The 13487-nt window shown below is 58.8% G+C and carries 14 protein-coding genes; 5 read left to right on the top strand and 9 right to left on the bottom strand.

Annotated elements, in window-relative coordinates; translation table 11 throughout:
* The first annotated feature begins 45 nt into the window (after positions 1 to 45).
* Positions 46 to 1578, top strand: coding sequence for a family 43 glycosylhydrolase (locus ACTHND_RS18930; protein WP_440179516.1), 1533 nt, complete (start codon positions 46 to 48; stop codon positions 1576 to 1578).
* Positions 1579 to 1685: 107 nt separating this feature from the next.
* Here ACTHND_RS18930 and ACTHND_RS18925 read toward each other — a convergent pair whose 3' ends face one another.
* Together ACTHND_RS18925 and ACTHND_RS18920 are read right to left on the bottom strand one after the other, a co-directional pair.
* Positions 1686 to 2180: a pentapeptide repeat-containing protein gene (locus ACTHND_RS18925; protein ID WP_440179515.1), complete on the bottom strand. Its 495-nt coding sequence runs from the start codon at positions 2178 to 2180 to the stop codon at positions 1686 to 1688.
* A gap of 84 nt (positions 2181 to 2264) precedes the next feature.
* The gene (locus ACTHND_RS18920) at positions 2265 to 5054 is read right to left on the bottom strand and encodes a TSCPD domain-containing protein (RefSeq protein WP_440179514.1); all 2790 of its coding nucleotides are present in this window, start codon (positions 5052 to 5054) and stop codon (positions 2265 to 2267) included.
* 226 nt (positions 5055 to 5280) lie between these two features.
* On the opposite strand from ACTHND_RS18920, the gene ACTHND_RS18915 reads away from it, so the two are divergent.
* Positions 5281 to 5694 (top strand): NADH:ubiquinone oxidoreductase subunit NDUFA12, encoded by a 414-nt coding sequence (locus ACTHND_RS18915; RefSeq protein ID WP_090642905.1) that lies wholly within the window; start codon positions 5281 to 5283, stop codon positions 5692 to 5694.
* A gap of 13 nt (positions 5695 to 5707) precedes the next feature.
* Positions 5708 to 6445: a DUF2155 domain-containing protein gene (locus ACTHND_RS18910; RefSeq protein WP_440179513.1), complete on the top strand. Its 738-nt coding sequence runs from the start codon at positions 5708 to 5710 to the stop codon at positions 6443 to 6445.
* Here the strand turns inward: ACTHND_RS18910 and aat are convergent.
* From aat to aroQ, 5 genes are all read right to left on the bottom strand, one after another.
* Positions 6442 to 7026, bottom strand: a complete 585-nt coding sequence (aat, locus tag ACTHND_RS18905; RefSeq protein WP_440179587.1) for a leucyl/phenylalanyl-tRNA--protein transferase — start codon at positions 7024 to 7026, stop codon at positions 6442 to 6444. The genes ACTHND_RS18910 and aat overlap by 4 nt on opposite strands.
* A 126-nt stretch (positions 7027 to 7152) precedes the next feature.
* A complete protein-coding gene (locus tag ACTHND_RS18900) occupies positions 7153 to 7479 on the bottom strand; it encodes a hypothetical protein (RefSeq protein ID WP_090642911.1) in 327 nt (108 codons plus the stop codon).
* 269 nt (positions 7480 to 7748) lie between these two features.
* The gene (accC, locus tag ACTHND_RS18895; protein ID WP_440179511.1) at positions 7749 to 9119 is read right to left on the bottom strand and encodes an acetyl-CoA carboxylase biotin carboxylase subunit; all 1371 of its coding nucleotides are present in this window, start codon (positions 9117 to 9119) and stop codon (positions 7749 to 7751) included.
* Between the two features lie 5 nt (positions 9120 to 9124).
* Positions 9125 to 9619, bottom strand: a complete 495-nt coding sequence (gene accB / locus ACTHND_RS18890; protein WP_440179510.1) for an acetyl-CoA carboxylase biotin carboxyl carrier protein — start codon at positions 9617 to 9619, stop codon at positions 9125 to 9127.
* A gap of 37 nt (positions 9620 to 9656) precedes the next feature.
* Positions 9657 to 10097, bottom strand: a complete 441-nt coding sequence (gene aroQ, locus ACTHND_RS18885) for a type II 3-dehydroquinate dehydratase (protein ID WP_440179509.1) — start codon at positions 10095 to 10097, stop codon at positions 9657 to 9659.
* 108 nt (positions 10098 to 10205) lie between these two features.
* On the opposite strand from aroQ, the gene thiS reads away from it, so the two are divergent.
* Together thiS and ACTHND_RS18875 are read left to right on the top strand one after the other, a co-directional pair.
* A complete protein-coding gene (gene thiS / locus ACTHND_RS18880; RefSeq protein ID WP_440179586.1) occupies positions 10206 to 10406 on the top strand; it encodes a sulfur carrier protein ThiS in 201 nt (66 codons plus the stop codon).
* A gap of 3 nt (positions 10407 to 10409) precedes the next feature.
* On the top strand, positions 10410 to 11198 hold the full coding sequence (locus ACTHND_RS18875; RefSeq protein WP_440179508.1) for a thiazole synthase: 789 nt from the start codon (positions 10410 to 10412) through the stop codon (positions 11196 to 11198).
* Between the two features lie 39 nt (positions 11199 to 11237).
* On the opposite strand, the gene ACTHND_RS18870 is transcribed toward ACTHND_RS18875, so the two are convergent.
* Complete coding sequence (locus ACTHND_RS18870; protein WP_440179507.1) at positions 11238 to 12008, bottom strand: DsbA family protein; 771 nt, start codon at positions 12006 to 12008, stop codon at positions 11238 to 11240.
* A gap of 20 nt (positions 12009 to 12028) precedes the next feature.
* Positions 12029 to 13438, bottom strand: a complete 1410-nt coding sequence (locus ACTHND_RS18865) for a M48 family metalloprotease (RefSeq protein WP_440179506.1) — start codon at positions 13436 to 13438, stop codon at positions 12029 to 12031.
* Positions 13439 to 13487: the final 49 nt, after the last annotated feature.

The raw sequence follows: 13487 nt of genomic DNA, 5'->3' as shown, positions 1-13487 counted from the left end.
GACATTTAAGGGCGGCTATAACGCCTGTCGACAGGGAGACATATCATGCGCCGTACCGTGCCTGCGTCCATATCCATGGCCGCTGCCTTGTGTTTGCTGATCGTTATGACGGGGCTGAGTGCCTGTGGTGGCGGGGGCGGCAGTAGTAGCGGCGGCGGATCATCGTCTTCAAGCTCTTCCGCCGGACCTGAAAGCGGTACATTGTCAGCGGTCGACTTCGACCACCAGCTCAAGATAAAGAATGCAGCCAGCGGGCAGTTCCTGACCATTTCCGGCGCGAGCCAGACCGCTGGAGCCTCAATTTCCCTGGCTGTTGATGGCACGGGAGAGGAGTTGCTGTGGCACGCAATTCCTTTTGTAACCAATCAGTACAATCTCGAAAACCTGCTGACCCACCAGGTGGCCGGTGTTGCGAATGCGTCCAAGGATGCTGGTGCGACCGTCGTGCAATGGGCGGACAATGGCACCAGTGATCACCTGTGGTCGTTTTACAAGCTAAAGAACGGCAACTACCTGATCCGCAATCTGAACAGCGGTTTGTATCTTCAGGCGGATGGCACCGCGGTCACGCAAGCGGCGCGGGCCACATCAGGCAGTTCCCAGGAATGGATTTTAAGTCCGACAAATAGTGCCGCCTATCCCATGCCTGCCGCGGTTTCCGGTACGGGTGTCGATGTCCATGATCCGGATATCCTGATTGACCCGACCGGCAAGGCTTGGCTTTACGGCACGCATAACACCCTGGCCAGTTCAATGGATTTGTCGGCCTTCAGCAAGATCCCGGCCGGTATTTTCAATACGGATTTCAGTTGGTGGGCCAGCAAGAACACCACGGGCGGCAGCGGCCGGACCGATCTGTGGGCGCCGACGGTGATGTACGCCAATGGTCAATATTATCAGTATTATTCGATCCCGATCTATCAGACGCCATCCAATTCCACGACCAATAATGGCGCGCAGGCGGTAACCGCCTTGGCGACCAGTACCAATCCCGATGGCCCCTGGACCGATGCGGGCCAGATTATCGAGTCTTGCGGAAAGACGGCCGGCTGCACCACGACCTTCAACGCCATCGATCCGGCACCGTTTATCGATGCGAGTGGCAAGTGGTGGATGGTGTTCGGCTCGTGGGAAGACGGCACGCATGTCATTCCGCTCGATCCGACAACGGGCCTGCGCCAGGGGACGGACATGTTCAGCATTGCCAAACGGGATGCGGGCGAGGAGGGGCCGTTCATCTTCCCGTGGATCTTGGGCGGCACGCAGTATTACTACTATTTTGCCTCAATCAATGTCTGCTGCAAGGCTGATAGCCCCTATAGCATCATTGTTGGCCGGGCCACCAGCCCGACGGGGCCATATCTCGATCGCGGCGGTCTGGATCTGAAGGACGGTGGCGGCACCATCCTGCTCAGCGCGCACAACAATATTCGCGGTCCCGGCGGACAGAGTGTGTTTGTTTCCGGCAGTCAGGTAAAGCTGGTCTATCACTACTATGACAGCAATTCCAACGGCGCACCGAAACTGGGTATCAATACGCTTGGATTTGATGCCGGGGGTTGGCCCGTGGTTCAGTAGGCTCGGGGGCACAAATCTTACCTTATTCCAAAAAAAACCCGGTCTCAAAGGACCGGGTTTTTCTTTGGAAAGCGAGGACCTGGGGCCGCAGCCCCAGACCCATAAGTTTAGTGGACCACACATACCGGAATACGCAGGCCGCGTGGCAGTTCCGTCGCCTCGTCGCCGCAGGTCTGGTCAAGCTGGCGCTGCGTCAGGCCGATCGCCGAGCCCATTTCCGCACCGGAAAAATTGACGCCGCTCAGGATCGCGCCCTTGAAATTGGCGTGTTCGAGGTAGGCGCCGACAAAATTGGCATTGGTCAGGTTGGCGCCGGCGAAATTGACGCGGCCAAACAGAGCGGCCGAACCGTTGATATCGCGCAGGTCGGCCCCGGCGAAGTTCGTGCCGTTGAAGATGCCAAGCCCCATATCCGACTGACGCAGGCGCGCACCGGCGAAATTCCTGTTCTTCAGAGTGCGGTTATTGAAATCGGCCTGAAAGAGATTGCAGCGCGGGCAGTTGGCGCCATTTTGCGCGCTGGAAACCTGGGCAGCATTCTGCGCCATGGCGGGGGCGCTGATGAGGGAAGCGGCCAGCAAAGCCAGGACAATACGTTTCATAAAAGGACACCTTCGCTGATTTAGCGCTGATTTGGCGCTGACTGCCGGAAGACCAGCAAGGGAAGGGCCAGTTGATACCCTCCGTTACCGTTCCTCTACATCATCCTTTTCAAACGCCGGGTTAACCGCATCCTGTTTTTTGCGATTGCCAAATGGTACGACCACCAGATTGTCGGTCGCCGTGCCGCGTGCAAAGCCTTTCGAGATCAGTTGTGAAGCCGGCATGGCGTTGCTCGGCACGTCGTCTGTTTCGGGCAGGGCGTCGCCATGGAAATAACCCTGGCCCAGACCATCGGCGTTCAGTTCAGCCGGATCGGCATTGGAGAGATCGTCGCGGTCGAGATAGGAGATCGCCAGCTCCCGGAAAATATAGTCGAGGATAGAGGTCGCCGACTTGACCCGGTCATTGCCGGTGACCGGACCGGCCGGTTCAAAGCGCGTAAAGACATAGGCGTCGACGAATTCTTCCAGAGGCACGCCATATTGCAGGCCGATCGAGATGGCGATGGCGAAATTGTTCATCAGCGAACGGAAGGCAGCGCCTTCCTTGTGCATGTCGATGAAGATCTCACCGATCGAGCCGTCTTCATATTCGCCGGTATGGATATACACCTTATGGCCGCCAACGCCGGCCTTCTGGATATAGCCTTTGCGGCGATCCGGCAGCTTGGTGCGGGACCGTTCGCGTTCGACGATCTTTTCGATGACCCGTGGCGCCGCCTTTTCGATAATGGGCTCAAGCGCCGGGCGCTTCGGGGAATCCTCGATGTCAGGAATGTCGAGCTTGAAGTCAGATGGCGCATCAGCCCGATGAACGGAAACAGCGCGCAGGCCGGAACTGGCGGCCAGGGAATAGATTTTCATCACGTCAACCACGCCCTGATCCCAGGTCAGGCGGAACGGCGTTGTTGCGGGCGTGTCGATCAGGCTTTCAATGGATTGGCGGAGGTGAATTTGCGCCTTGCGGCCGGGGGGGCTCAGTAACTGATAAGCCTGATCCGAAATCAGGCGAAGCGATTCCGGATCCTTGTGGCCGAAGATATGGACATCTGTTTCCTGAATTTCGGTTTCTGAAAAACCCATGACAGACAGCAGGTTGAAAGCCGGATCTGAGAGATCGCTTTCACTCAGGCCCCAGATGTCCTGGATGAAGGCGGCATCGATATGGCGGACGGAAAAAACCTCAGCCAGAGATGATGCCGTGAGAAGCGCCGCTTCGAGACGGTTGATCTCGAACTCGCTCAGACCCTTCGATTTCAGCGCAGCCACATTGATATGCGGTGCGTCGATCAGGCTGCGGCTGCCGAGCAGGATTGGGCGTACATCGCCCCAATTATGAGAAATAGCGCTCAAACCACTGATAACGCAAGACTTGATTGTCGGCACAAAAACACCGTCCTCGGTTTCCATGACCGTCAGAAGCTCGCTGACTCCCCTGTCGCCCAGTCCGGCGCCCATACGCAAGGCCAGTTCGGCATCATCGAACAGGGCGGTCACCTGGGCGTTGCGCAGGCCGGTTTTCTTTGTCAGTTTGAGTGCCGTCTGGGTGAGATCCAGCGCCGCGGATTTTATCTCGGCATGGCCTTTCAGGGCGGTGATCCGGTAGAGGCGCTGGTTGAGGCGATCGGTCTGCTCCGCCTTGTCGATGGCGAAATTGCCATAAGGGGCCAGATGCGCGGCCAGGGAGGCAGAAGCGTGAACCGCGGCCGCTTCGAACAGGGCAAAGATGTGGGTGGCGAAATCGGCGCCGGCGGGTTCGCCGAGACTGAGCCCACGGCTCATAATGGCTTCACCGAGACCCGCCAGGGTCAGGGCCAGCGGGCGCGTGGCTGCTCGCCGCAGACCGTCATCCAGCGTTTCCGAGAAGCCGATGGCGGCTTCGATATCGAGCGCCTGCGTCCAGAGCGTAACGGCGTCGATAAAAGCGTCTACCGCGAATGCGCCTTCGTCTGAAATGAAACGTTCAACATTGATCGCCGCCCGGGCGGCAAAATTTTGCGCCTCAATAGCTTCAGCATCCTGCGGGGCAAAAACCACATGCAGGGCGTCGGTTTCCAGTGCCGTTTCGGCCGCCAGAACCGCCGACGGATCACCGGCAGCGAGAAGGTCGCGTTCGCCGATCACCGCCCGCAGACGATAAGATACCGGGGCAGTCGCCGGCGCGCGCGACCATTCGGCGGGCAACATTCCCTGGCTGAGCTGAATTTGCCGGGCGATCAGGGCATCCGAAGCCCCGAAGCGCCGCGCCCTGGCAGCGGCGCGGGCAAGCGCCGGATTGTGTTTTAGACTGGCGCGCTGCTCGCCTTCGGACCGGTCGATGGCGCTGGTAATCTCATCCAGGGCCTGAGCCAGACGCGTCTGCGTGACAGCAGCCAGGGAGTGGGCGCGGGCGTCTATCAGAAGTTGATTTATGGCGCTGCGACCGGCATAGTCATCGAGATAGAGCGGGGCCATTTCCGTGGCTTCCGGCAGACGGTCGCCGGCCGTCGGGTGGAGGCGATGTCCGGACTTAAGCCCGATAGCGGGCGCCGCCAGACCGGCCAGAAGCGTTATTCCCAGCATATCGGCGAACTCAGCCGCCGTCTGTGCATCGGGGAAGTATCCGAGCCGCAGTCCCCATTGCGCAAGACGATGGGCGTAACCGGCCATGGCGCCCTCGAACGCGTCTTCTTCGGGATTTATCGACAACTCGGCGGCACCAGCCGGCAGGTCTCGCGCCAACGAATCAGCCCAGTCCATCCAGGCTTCCGCCTGAACGGTGGTCAGGTCGCGCGGGCACAAAACCTCGGCGAATCCGTTCGCGCGCTCGATCTCACGCAACTCCAGTTCGGGCAAGGTGGCGAGTGCGCTCAGGGCAGGAGACAGATACGACATGCCTTTATCCTTGGTTTATGTTGCCTTATCCCCAGATGTAGCGTTAATTTCAACAGGCATCAATAAATCTGGTGGCGTGGGCGCCATTCATCCACAATATGTTGATCTGTGCTCAAGGTATGACGATGGACAATATTTTCAGTGCCGGCTTTACCTTGGGCGGGCGTCTCACTATAGATATTGGCAGGTTTCGGGGCCATGACTGGCTCCACGCAAGGATATCACGATGCAATGGTTGCTTAATCTACTCGCTCCCTCATTCACCTGGTGGAATGGCGCCACGCTTGGCACTCTGTTCACCATCGGCAAGCGCGGCCGCAAGGTCGGTGAGGACGAATTCGGCAATCGTTACTACGAAGACCGCACGGCGAAGAACACCTATGATGCCGGTCGCAAGCGCCGCTGGGTGGTCTATAAGGGTTATGCCGATGCCTCCAAGATTCCGCCCGACTGGCACGGCTGGATGCACTACACCTATGACACGCCGCCGTCTGAAGCCCCGCTGCGCCGCAAGGCCTGGGAAAAACCGCACCTGCCGAATATGAGCGGAACGCCTTATGCGCAGTTTCCGCCGGGTTCGATGAATGCCGAAGCCGAGCGCGCGAAGACGACAGGCGATTACGAAGCCTGGAAGCCGTAAGGAGAATTGTGGCATGAAGCGCATCACTGTTTCCGGCTGGACCTTGCTGGCGGCGGCTGCGGCGTGCGTTGTCATTCCCGCCTCCGCCCAGGTGCCGCCGCCCGACCGGGGCGGCGATGGCGGTCAGGCGCCGCATTATGTCGATAACGCGGACTATGATCCGCAGCCCTACTATGTCGATGGCGTGCAATATAAGCCCTATGTGCCTGAGAAGAAGAAGGCCAAGCCGGCCGCGGACAGTGTCAAGCCGGCCGCCACGCCTGTAACGCCGGATGGTGAACCGCTCAGCGAACTTCATCCTTATGTGCCGTCCAGTTCAGCAAGCGTGGCCCAGGCGAATGCGCCTCAGAAAGCCGCGGCCGCGTCGTCGTCGTCCGAAAGCGTCGTCAGTTATGCGCCGAAAAAGCGCCCGCGTTACGCCGTGGCGATCATCGAGGCGCTGGACAAGGTGACGGCCGAAAGCGTGCGGTTCGAGGCCCCCATCGGCAAGCCCATCCGCTACAAGGGGCTTATCTATACGGTAAAGGCGTGCGAAACCACAGCCGATGACGAGCCGATGAGCGACGTCATGGCCTATGTGCGCGTGCGCAGCAATCCTGTGGCGGCCACCAATACGTCACCGGCGGTGAAGTCGAAAGAAGTTTTTCGCGGCTGGACCTTTGCCTCGACACCCAGCCTGAATCCGATCCAGCATCCGGTTTATGATGCCTGGGTGATCGGTTGCCGCCAGCCTTTGCCGGGCAATGCCTAAGACAAAATTGACATGACCATTTGGCCGGAAGCTGTCCGCGGCAGGTCATAGAAATCCGATTTCAGGTCGATGGCGGCGGCCAGTTTTTCCAGGTATTCGGCCTTGGGCATTTCAACCACGCCGAACTGACGCAGGTGCTCAGTCTGGAACTGGCAATCGAGCAGGGTGAAGCCGCCGGCCTTCAGCCGCGCCACCAGATGAACGAGGGCGATTTTCGACACGTCGCGGGCGCGCGATACCATGCTTTCGCCGAAAAATGCGCCGCCAATGGACACGCCATAGAGCCCGCCCAGCAGGGTTTCACCGTCCCAGACCTCAACGCTGTGGGCCAGGCCGCGCGCAAACAGAGCCTGATATAGGGCTTGAATGGAATGGCTGATCCAGGTGGACGTACGGTTCTGTGCTTCCTCGGCGCATAGCTCGATGATCTGCGTGAAGGCCGTATCGATGCGGATGGTGTACATGTCCTGGCGCACCGTGCGGGCCAGCCGCGACGACACATGAAAACCATCCAGCGGCAGGACACCGCGCATCGGGGGATCGACCAGAAATAGATAATCGTCATCGCGGGCGTCGGACATCGGGAAGATGCCGGTGCGGTAGCAATTGATCAGGTCATCGAGTGTAAAGTCTGTCAAGTCGGCGAATCCGTGGTCTGGCGCCCATGAATACCGTCTGGAAATCAGAAAGCAATAAGGTTCAATGCCTTATGTTGCCTTGCAGTTGAAACTGTCCATGATCTTGTTGGGAACGCGGACATTTCCGAAGGGCGTGGTGGCGCCGTCGGTAAAACTTGTATGATAGGCGATATCGCAGGTCTGGCCGGGCTTCGGCAACATCTGGTTCTTGTCGATATAGGTGGTATGGACGGTGTCCGGAGCGTAGCCGGATTTGGTGACGGGAATAACCAGCCAGTTGGTGATATAGCTGAAGACAAACAACGGCCGTTTGTAGGGCTCGATATGGACATCCTTGAGGACATAGGAATCGAACGGCCGCGACGGCAGGACATATTCCTTTGCCTGCGCCGGCATACTGACCAGTAAAATAAGAGGTAATAACCCCAGACCCGAATTCATCTTGCCCAACATGTTGGCGACAATATCACTCTAAAGCACCCGTTGATGCGTGACAATGTGGACGAAACCAAGGCCACCTTCACGTGACGACCCGTACATCATAACTCAGTCATGCGCATCGGGCGAACCCTGATATTATCTTACATTATCAATGAACCTGTCATGAACGAAAAAAAAAGCCTTGCGCGCTGCAAGGCTTTTTCTGGGTGGCTTCAGGAGAATATTCAGGCGGTATTAGCCAAGGCTTCCTGTGCCCTGATCCAGTTTTCCAGCCAGTGAATATTGTAATCGCCCGATTGAATATCCTTTTCCTGCAACAGGTCGAGGAACAGCGGGATGGTGGTGTCGATGCCGGTAACGACGGTTTCGCCGAGGGCGCGTTTCAGGCGAGCCAGGGCTTCCGGACGGTCGCGGCCGTGAACGATCAGCTTGCCGATCATCGAGTCATAATAGGGCGGAATGGTGTAGCCATTATAGACCGCCGAATCCATGCGCACGCCCAGTCCGCCGGGCGCATGGAAATCCGTCACCGTTCCGGGGGAGGGCACGAAGGTGCGGGCATTTTCGGCATTGATCCGAACTTCGATCGAATGGCCGTGCATGTCGATATCCGCCTGCGTAAAGCTCAACGGATAGCCTTCGGCGATACGGATCTGTTCACGCACCAGATCGATGCCGGTGACATATTCGGTGACCGGATGCTCGACCTGAAGGCGCGTGTTCATTTCGATGAAGAAGAATTCGCCGTCTTCATACAGGAACTCGATGGTGCCGACGCCGAGATAGCCGATCGCCTTGATGGCGTTGACGACAATCATGCCGATCTTGTCGCGCGCCGCCTTGTCAATGGCCGGCGAGGGGGCTTCTTCCAGCACCTTCTGGTGGCGGCGCTGCAGGGAGCAGTCGCGTTCACCGAGATGGACGACATTGCCATGGCTGTCGGCGATGACCTGGATTTCGATGTGGCGCGGCTTCTGGAGATAACGCTCCATATAGACCGTGCCGTCACCGAAGGCAGCGGCGGCTTCTGTTTGGGCGCTCATCACCTGCTCAGCCAGGGACTCGCGGTCCTTGGCGACCTTCATGCCGCGTCCGCCACCGCCGGCGGCGGCCTTGATGATCAGGGGGAAGCCGATCTTCTCGGCGGCTTCCATGGCTTCCTCGACCGTGGCGACGCCGCCATCAGAGCCAGGAACAACCGGAATGCCGGAATCCTTGGCAGCCTGCTTGGCGGTGATCTTGTCGCCCATCATGCGGATGTGTTCGGGCTTTGGACCAATAAAGGTCATGCCGTGGGCGCCGACAATTTCGGCGAAACGAGCATTTTCCGACAGGAAGCCATAGCCCGGATGGATCGCCTGGGCGCCGGTGATTTCGGCGGCGGCGATGATCGATGGTATATTGAGGTAGGACTTGCTGGCGGCCGGCGGCCCGATGCAGACGCTTTCATCGGCCAGATGGACGTGCATGGCGTTGCGGTCGGCTTCCGAATGGACGGCGACCGTGGCGATGCCCATTTCCTTGGCGGCGCGGATGACGCGAAGGGCGATCTCGCCGCGGTTGGCGATCAGGATTTTATCGAATGTCTTGACCATGTGTCTTACTCGAAGACGACGAGCGGTTCGCCAAATTCAACCGGCTGCGCATCGCTGACCAGGATCTGCGCCACCACGCCTTCACGCGGGCTGGGGATCGGGTTCATGGTCTTCATGGCTTCGATGATCAGAAGGGTCTGGCCTTGCTTGACCTTGTCACCCACCTTGATGAAGGCGGCAGCACCCGGCTGGGGCGCCATATAGACGGTGCCGACCATGGGCGACTTGATGGCGTCCTTGGCGACGGCGGGGGCAGCCGCCGGGGCGGGATCAGCCGCCGGGGCGGCAACCGGAGCAGGAGCAGACGCGGCCACAGGGGCGGCGGCCTGCGGCACATAGGAAACGCTGGCGGCAGCGGTCAGTTGGCGCGCCACGCGAATCTTCAGTTCGCCCTGTTCGACCTCGATCTCAGTCAGCTCGGTTTCCTTCAGGATGTCGGCGAGCTTGCGGATCAGCTTGGGATCGATCGGATCGGCTGCGGGAGCTTTGGGAGTCGTCATGTGATAACCTTGTACAAAGTCTTGAAAAACAAAGACTCTACTGTTTAACGAGGGACAGAACGGCGCGAACGGCCAGTTCATAACCAATGGAGCCAAATCCTGCAATAACCCCTTTGGCCGCCAGCGACACATATGAGTGATGCCGGAAAGGTTCGCGGGCATGGGGATTGGAGAGGTGGCATTCGATAATCGGGATGCTCAGGGCCTTAAGGGCGTCATAGAGCGCGACCGAGGTGTGTGTATAGGCCGCCGGATTGATGATCAGGGCGTCAGCTTGTACGCGGGCTTCCTGAATCCAGTCGACCAGTTCGCCTTCATGATTGCTTTGCCTGAAGACGAGACCATGGCCCGTGCCTTCTAGCAGGGCCTGGCAGCGCGATTCGATATCCGAGAGCGTGTCATGACCATAAATTTCCGGCTCACGGACCCCAAGGAGGTTGAGGTTTGGGCCATTGAGGACATATATGGGCTTGGACATGAAACCTTCGAAAAAGCGCGAAGCGGACCTTGTAACGTGTCGCGGATAGGCTCACAAGCCGAACGACGCTAAATGGCGTCAGTTTCGGTAAAAAATGGCGTAAAAATGGTGAAAATTCTGTTGAACGGCGAAGAAAGGGAGGTTACGGCCTCCAATCTGACGGCGCTTATCGAAGATCTCGGACTGGATGGCCGCAAGGTGGCCGTGGAAAAGAATCTCGAAATCGTGCCGCGCTCGACCTATCTGGCCACGCCGCTCAATGACGGCGACCGGCTGGAAATTGTACACTTTGTTGGAGGCGGCAACTGAGCCATGGATGATCAATCTCTCATTAGCGACACATGGACCGTTGCCGGCCGCACCTTTACCTCGCGCCTGATCGTCGGCACCGGCAAGTACAAGGATTACGCCCAGAACGCCGCGGCTGCGCGGGCGTCTGGCGCCGAGATCGTTACCGTGGCGGTGCGCCGCGTCAATTTGACCGATCCGAACCAACCGATGCTGATGGACTATGTGAAGCAGGATGAATTTACCTACCTGCCCAATACGGCTGGCTGCTTTACCGGCGAGGACGCGGTGCGCACCTTGCGCCTGGCGCGCGAGGCCGGTGGCTGGAACCTGGTCAAGCTGGAAGTCTTGTCCGATCCGAAAACGCTTTATCCCGACATGGAAGAAACCCTGCGGTCGCTGAAACTGCTGGTCAAGGACGGCTTCGACGTCATGGTCTATTGTTCGGATGATCCTGTCTATGCCCGAAAGCTGGAAGAGGCCGGTGCCGCCGCCATCATGCCGCTGGCTGCGCCCATCGGTTCTGGCCTTGGCATCCAGAATCCGGTGACCCTGCGTATCATCATCGAAAACGCCAAGGTGCCGGTGCTGGTTGATGCCGGCGTCGGTACGGCCTCCGAAGCGGCCGAGGCCATGGAACTGGGCTGCGACGCGGTGCTGATGAATACCGCCATTGCCGAAGCGAAAGACCCGATCCGCATGGCGCGCGCCATGAAACACGCCGTCATCGCCGGAAGGGAGGCCTATCTCGCTGGCCGGATGCCGCGCAAGCTTTATGCCGATCCGTCATCGCCACTGGCGGGCCTGATCTGAATAAAAAGCCCCGCAAGTCAGGCTTGCGGGGCTTTTTTATTATTTGCCGCTACGAGCGGCGACAACCGCCTTTTCCAGTTCATCGAGCTTGGCGCCATCGATGGCCGTATCGCCAATGATGAAGGTCGGGGTGCCTGTGATGCCGAGGTCGGCGCCCAGTTGCATGACCTTGTCTATATGGGCCTTGACCTCGGCCGATGCCGCGCTGGCCCTGACGGCCGCCGGATCAAGCCCCAGCCTGCCCAGGAGCGCAGTCATTTCAGTCTCGCTGCCAACCTGTTCGGTCATCAGGGCATAGTGAACCGCTTCATATTGGCCGGCCTTCGCCGCACCGAGCGCGAAGGCGGCGAGGGGGCGCGAGTTCTGGTTGATGACCGGGTATTCCTTGACGATGATGGCGACGTCCGGGTTTTTCGCCAGGAAGTCCTTCAGGACCGGCGTGGCGGCGCGGCAATAGCCGCAATTGTAATCCAGGAATTCGACGATTTTAATTTTAGCGTTCGGGTTGCCGAGAACCGGATCGGATTTGTCATTGAACAGAGAGTCATGCTTGCTCTTGACCGCTGCGGCCATGGCCTTCGCCTTGTCGGCATCGTTTTGCGCATTCAGCTTCGTAATGGCCGTTTGCAGCATGGCCGGCCGGTTCAGCATTCCCTTTTCAACGACGAAGCTCTGGATTTGCGGCACCACATAGGGCGCGCCGGCCAGGACCACGGCAAAAACAGCCAGGGCGGTTGTGATATTGGCCTGGGAGAGCAGGTCTTTCCATGGACTTGCGGATGTTTGGGGCGGCACTTTGGAGTCGGTCACTTATTAAGCCTTGTCTGTTTTCAATTCTTGCGGCGGCGCTGGGTTTCCCGATCGACCGGATCGATCCCCATTTCAGAGGAACTGGTCATCACGATATCACGGGCGCGACGGTATTCGGGCGACTTGATGTCGAGGTACTTCTGCGACCATACCGCGGAAGTGCGGGCAGCCATATAGTCGCCGGCATAGAACTGCGCCTCGGCGGTGGATAAACGGGCGAGACCCGGCTGATTGAGAGCGTCATAAGCCTGCGCCAGTTGCTGCCAGGCGAAGCTGTCATCCTCCTCGTATTTGATCGATTGCTGAAGATGGGCCACGGCGGCGTTGAGGCTGTCTTTGTCACCCACCGCAATCAGGGCTTGGCCCAGATTAAGCTGCAGCAGGGGCGCCTGCGGCATCAAGTCAACTGATTTCAGATGCGCCGGCACGGCCAGGGCGGCGCGGCCGGTCTCGAAATAGATTTGTCCCTTCAGTTCCCACAGATAGGGATTTTCCGGTTGCTCGGTGATCAGCTTATCGAGTTGGTCGATTGCCTGATCCCATTGGCCGCGCTTGTAGGTGGCGATCACGCGGGCGTAACGGGCCGGGTAGGAGGTGTCGGTTTCCGGATACTTCTGGTAGGTCTTGAGCGGATCGTCGAGAAAGCCGGACAGCTTGGCCTTGACGATATCAAATTCCTTCACCGTTTCCGGATTATCCGGTGTGTTGTAATGCGGCTGCGATTGCGCCAAGCGCGTTGTGGCCTGGATGCGTTCGCGCGAAAGCGGGTGTGTGATGAAGAACTGGTAGCGTTCGGCATTGCTGAAGGTTTCGACATTACGGAACTTGTAGAAGAAATCGACCAGCCCCTTGGCCGACATGCCGGCTTTTTCCATGGCCTTGACACCCGCCACATCAGCGGCGGATTCCTCCGTCTGCATATAGTGCAGGGCACCGAGTGTGCCGAAGGTCTGTGAACTGGCGGCAATGCCCAGACCAGCATCCGGCGCGCCGGCCAGGGCCGCCACAATGCCAAGGCCCAGCGAGATGGCCATGGGCGCGCGGGCGGCGCGTTCAATCTCGTCGGTGCGCATCATATGCCCGCCGCTCAGGTGTCCGGTTTCGTGGGCGATGACGCCGAACAACTGGTTCGGATTGTCGGCTTCCATGATGGTGCCGGTGTTGATGCCGATACGCAGGCCCGTTGTGGCAAAGGCGTTCAGCTCGTCGCTTGCAATCAGCAAGTAGTGAACGCGATCAGGGTCAAGGCCGGCGGCATCCAGCACAGGGCGGGTATTGGTTTTGAGGAAGGCTTCGACTTCGGTATCGCGGATAATGCTTTGCGAGTCCTGGGCATTGGTGCTGACCGGCAAAAAAACGGCGGCTGTCAGCAGGCAGGCCGGGATGAGCATCCGCGCCGCATATCGTTTCAGCGTTTGAAAAGCCGGCATTCTCAAGACCCTGTTCAATCTCCGCTTCGCAAATTTCATTAGGCGGTAA

The sequence above is a fragment of the Asticcacaulis sp. genome (genome assembly GCF_051954415.1).
In the GTDB taxonomy this organism is placed as follows: domain Bacteria; phylum Pseudomonadota; class Alphaproteobacteria; order Caulobacterales; family Caulobacteraceae; genus Asticcacaulis.
Note: the sequence above shows the minus strand (reverse complement) of the source record. Positions and strands in the feature narration are given on the sequence as shown.

Bases quoted from the DNA above. Each gene is read 5' to 3' on its own strand.
- ACTHND_RS18930 (WP_440179516.1), top strand. From the start codon at position 46: ATGCGCCGTACCGTGCCTGCGTCCATATCCATGGCCGCTGCCTTGTGT.
- ACTHND_RS18925 (WP_440179515.1), bottom strand. From the start codon at position 2,180: ATGAAACGTATTGTCCTGGCTTTGCTGGCCGCTTCCCTCATCAGCGCC.
- ACTHND_RS18920 (WP_440179514.1), bottom strand. From the start codon at position 5,054: ATGTCGTATCTGTCTCCTGCCCTGAGCGCACTCGCCACCTTGCCCGAA.
- ACTHND_RS18915 (WP_090642905.1), top strand. From the start codon at position 5,281: ATGCAATGGTTGCTTAATCTACTCGCTCCCTCATTCACCTGGTGGAAT.
- ACTHND_RS18910 (WP_440179513.1), top strand. From the start codon at position 5,708: ATGAAGCGCATCACTGTTTCCGGCTGGACCTTGCTGGCGGCGGCTGCG.
- aat (WP_440179587.1), bottom strand. From the start codon at position 7,026: ATGTCCGACGCCCGCGATGACGATTATCTATTTCTGGTCGATCCCCCG.
- ACTHND_RS18900 (WP_090642911.1), bottom strand. From the start codon at position 7,479: ATGCCGGCGCAGGCAAAGGAATATGTCCTGCCGTCGCGGCCGTTCGAT.
- accC (WP_440179511.1), bottom strand. From the start codon at position 9,119: ATGGTCAAGACATTCGATAAAATCCTGATCGCCAACCGCGGCGAGATC.
- accB (WP_440179510.1), bottom strand. From the start codon at position 9,619: ATGACGACTCCCAAAGCTCCCGCAGCCGATCCGATCGATCCCAAGCTG.
- aroQ (WP_440179509.1), bottom strand. From the start codon at position 10,097: ATGTCCAAGCCCATATATGTCCTCAATGGCCCAAACCTCAACCTCCTT.
- ACTHND_RS18875 (WP_440179508.1), top strand. From the start codon at position 10,410: ATGGATGATCAATCTCTCATTAGCGACACATGGACCGTTGCCGGCCGC.
- ACTHND_RS18865 (WP_440179506.1), bottom strand. From the start codon at position 13,438: ATGCCGGCTTTTCAAACGCTGAAACGATATGCGGCGCGGATGCTCATC.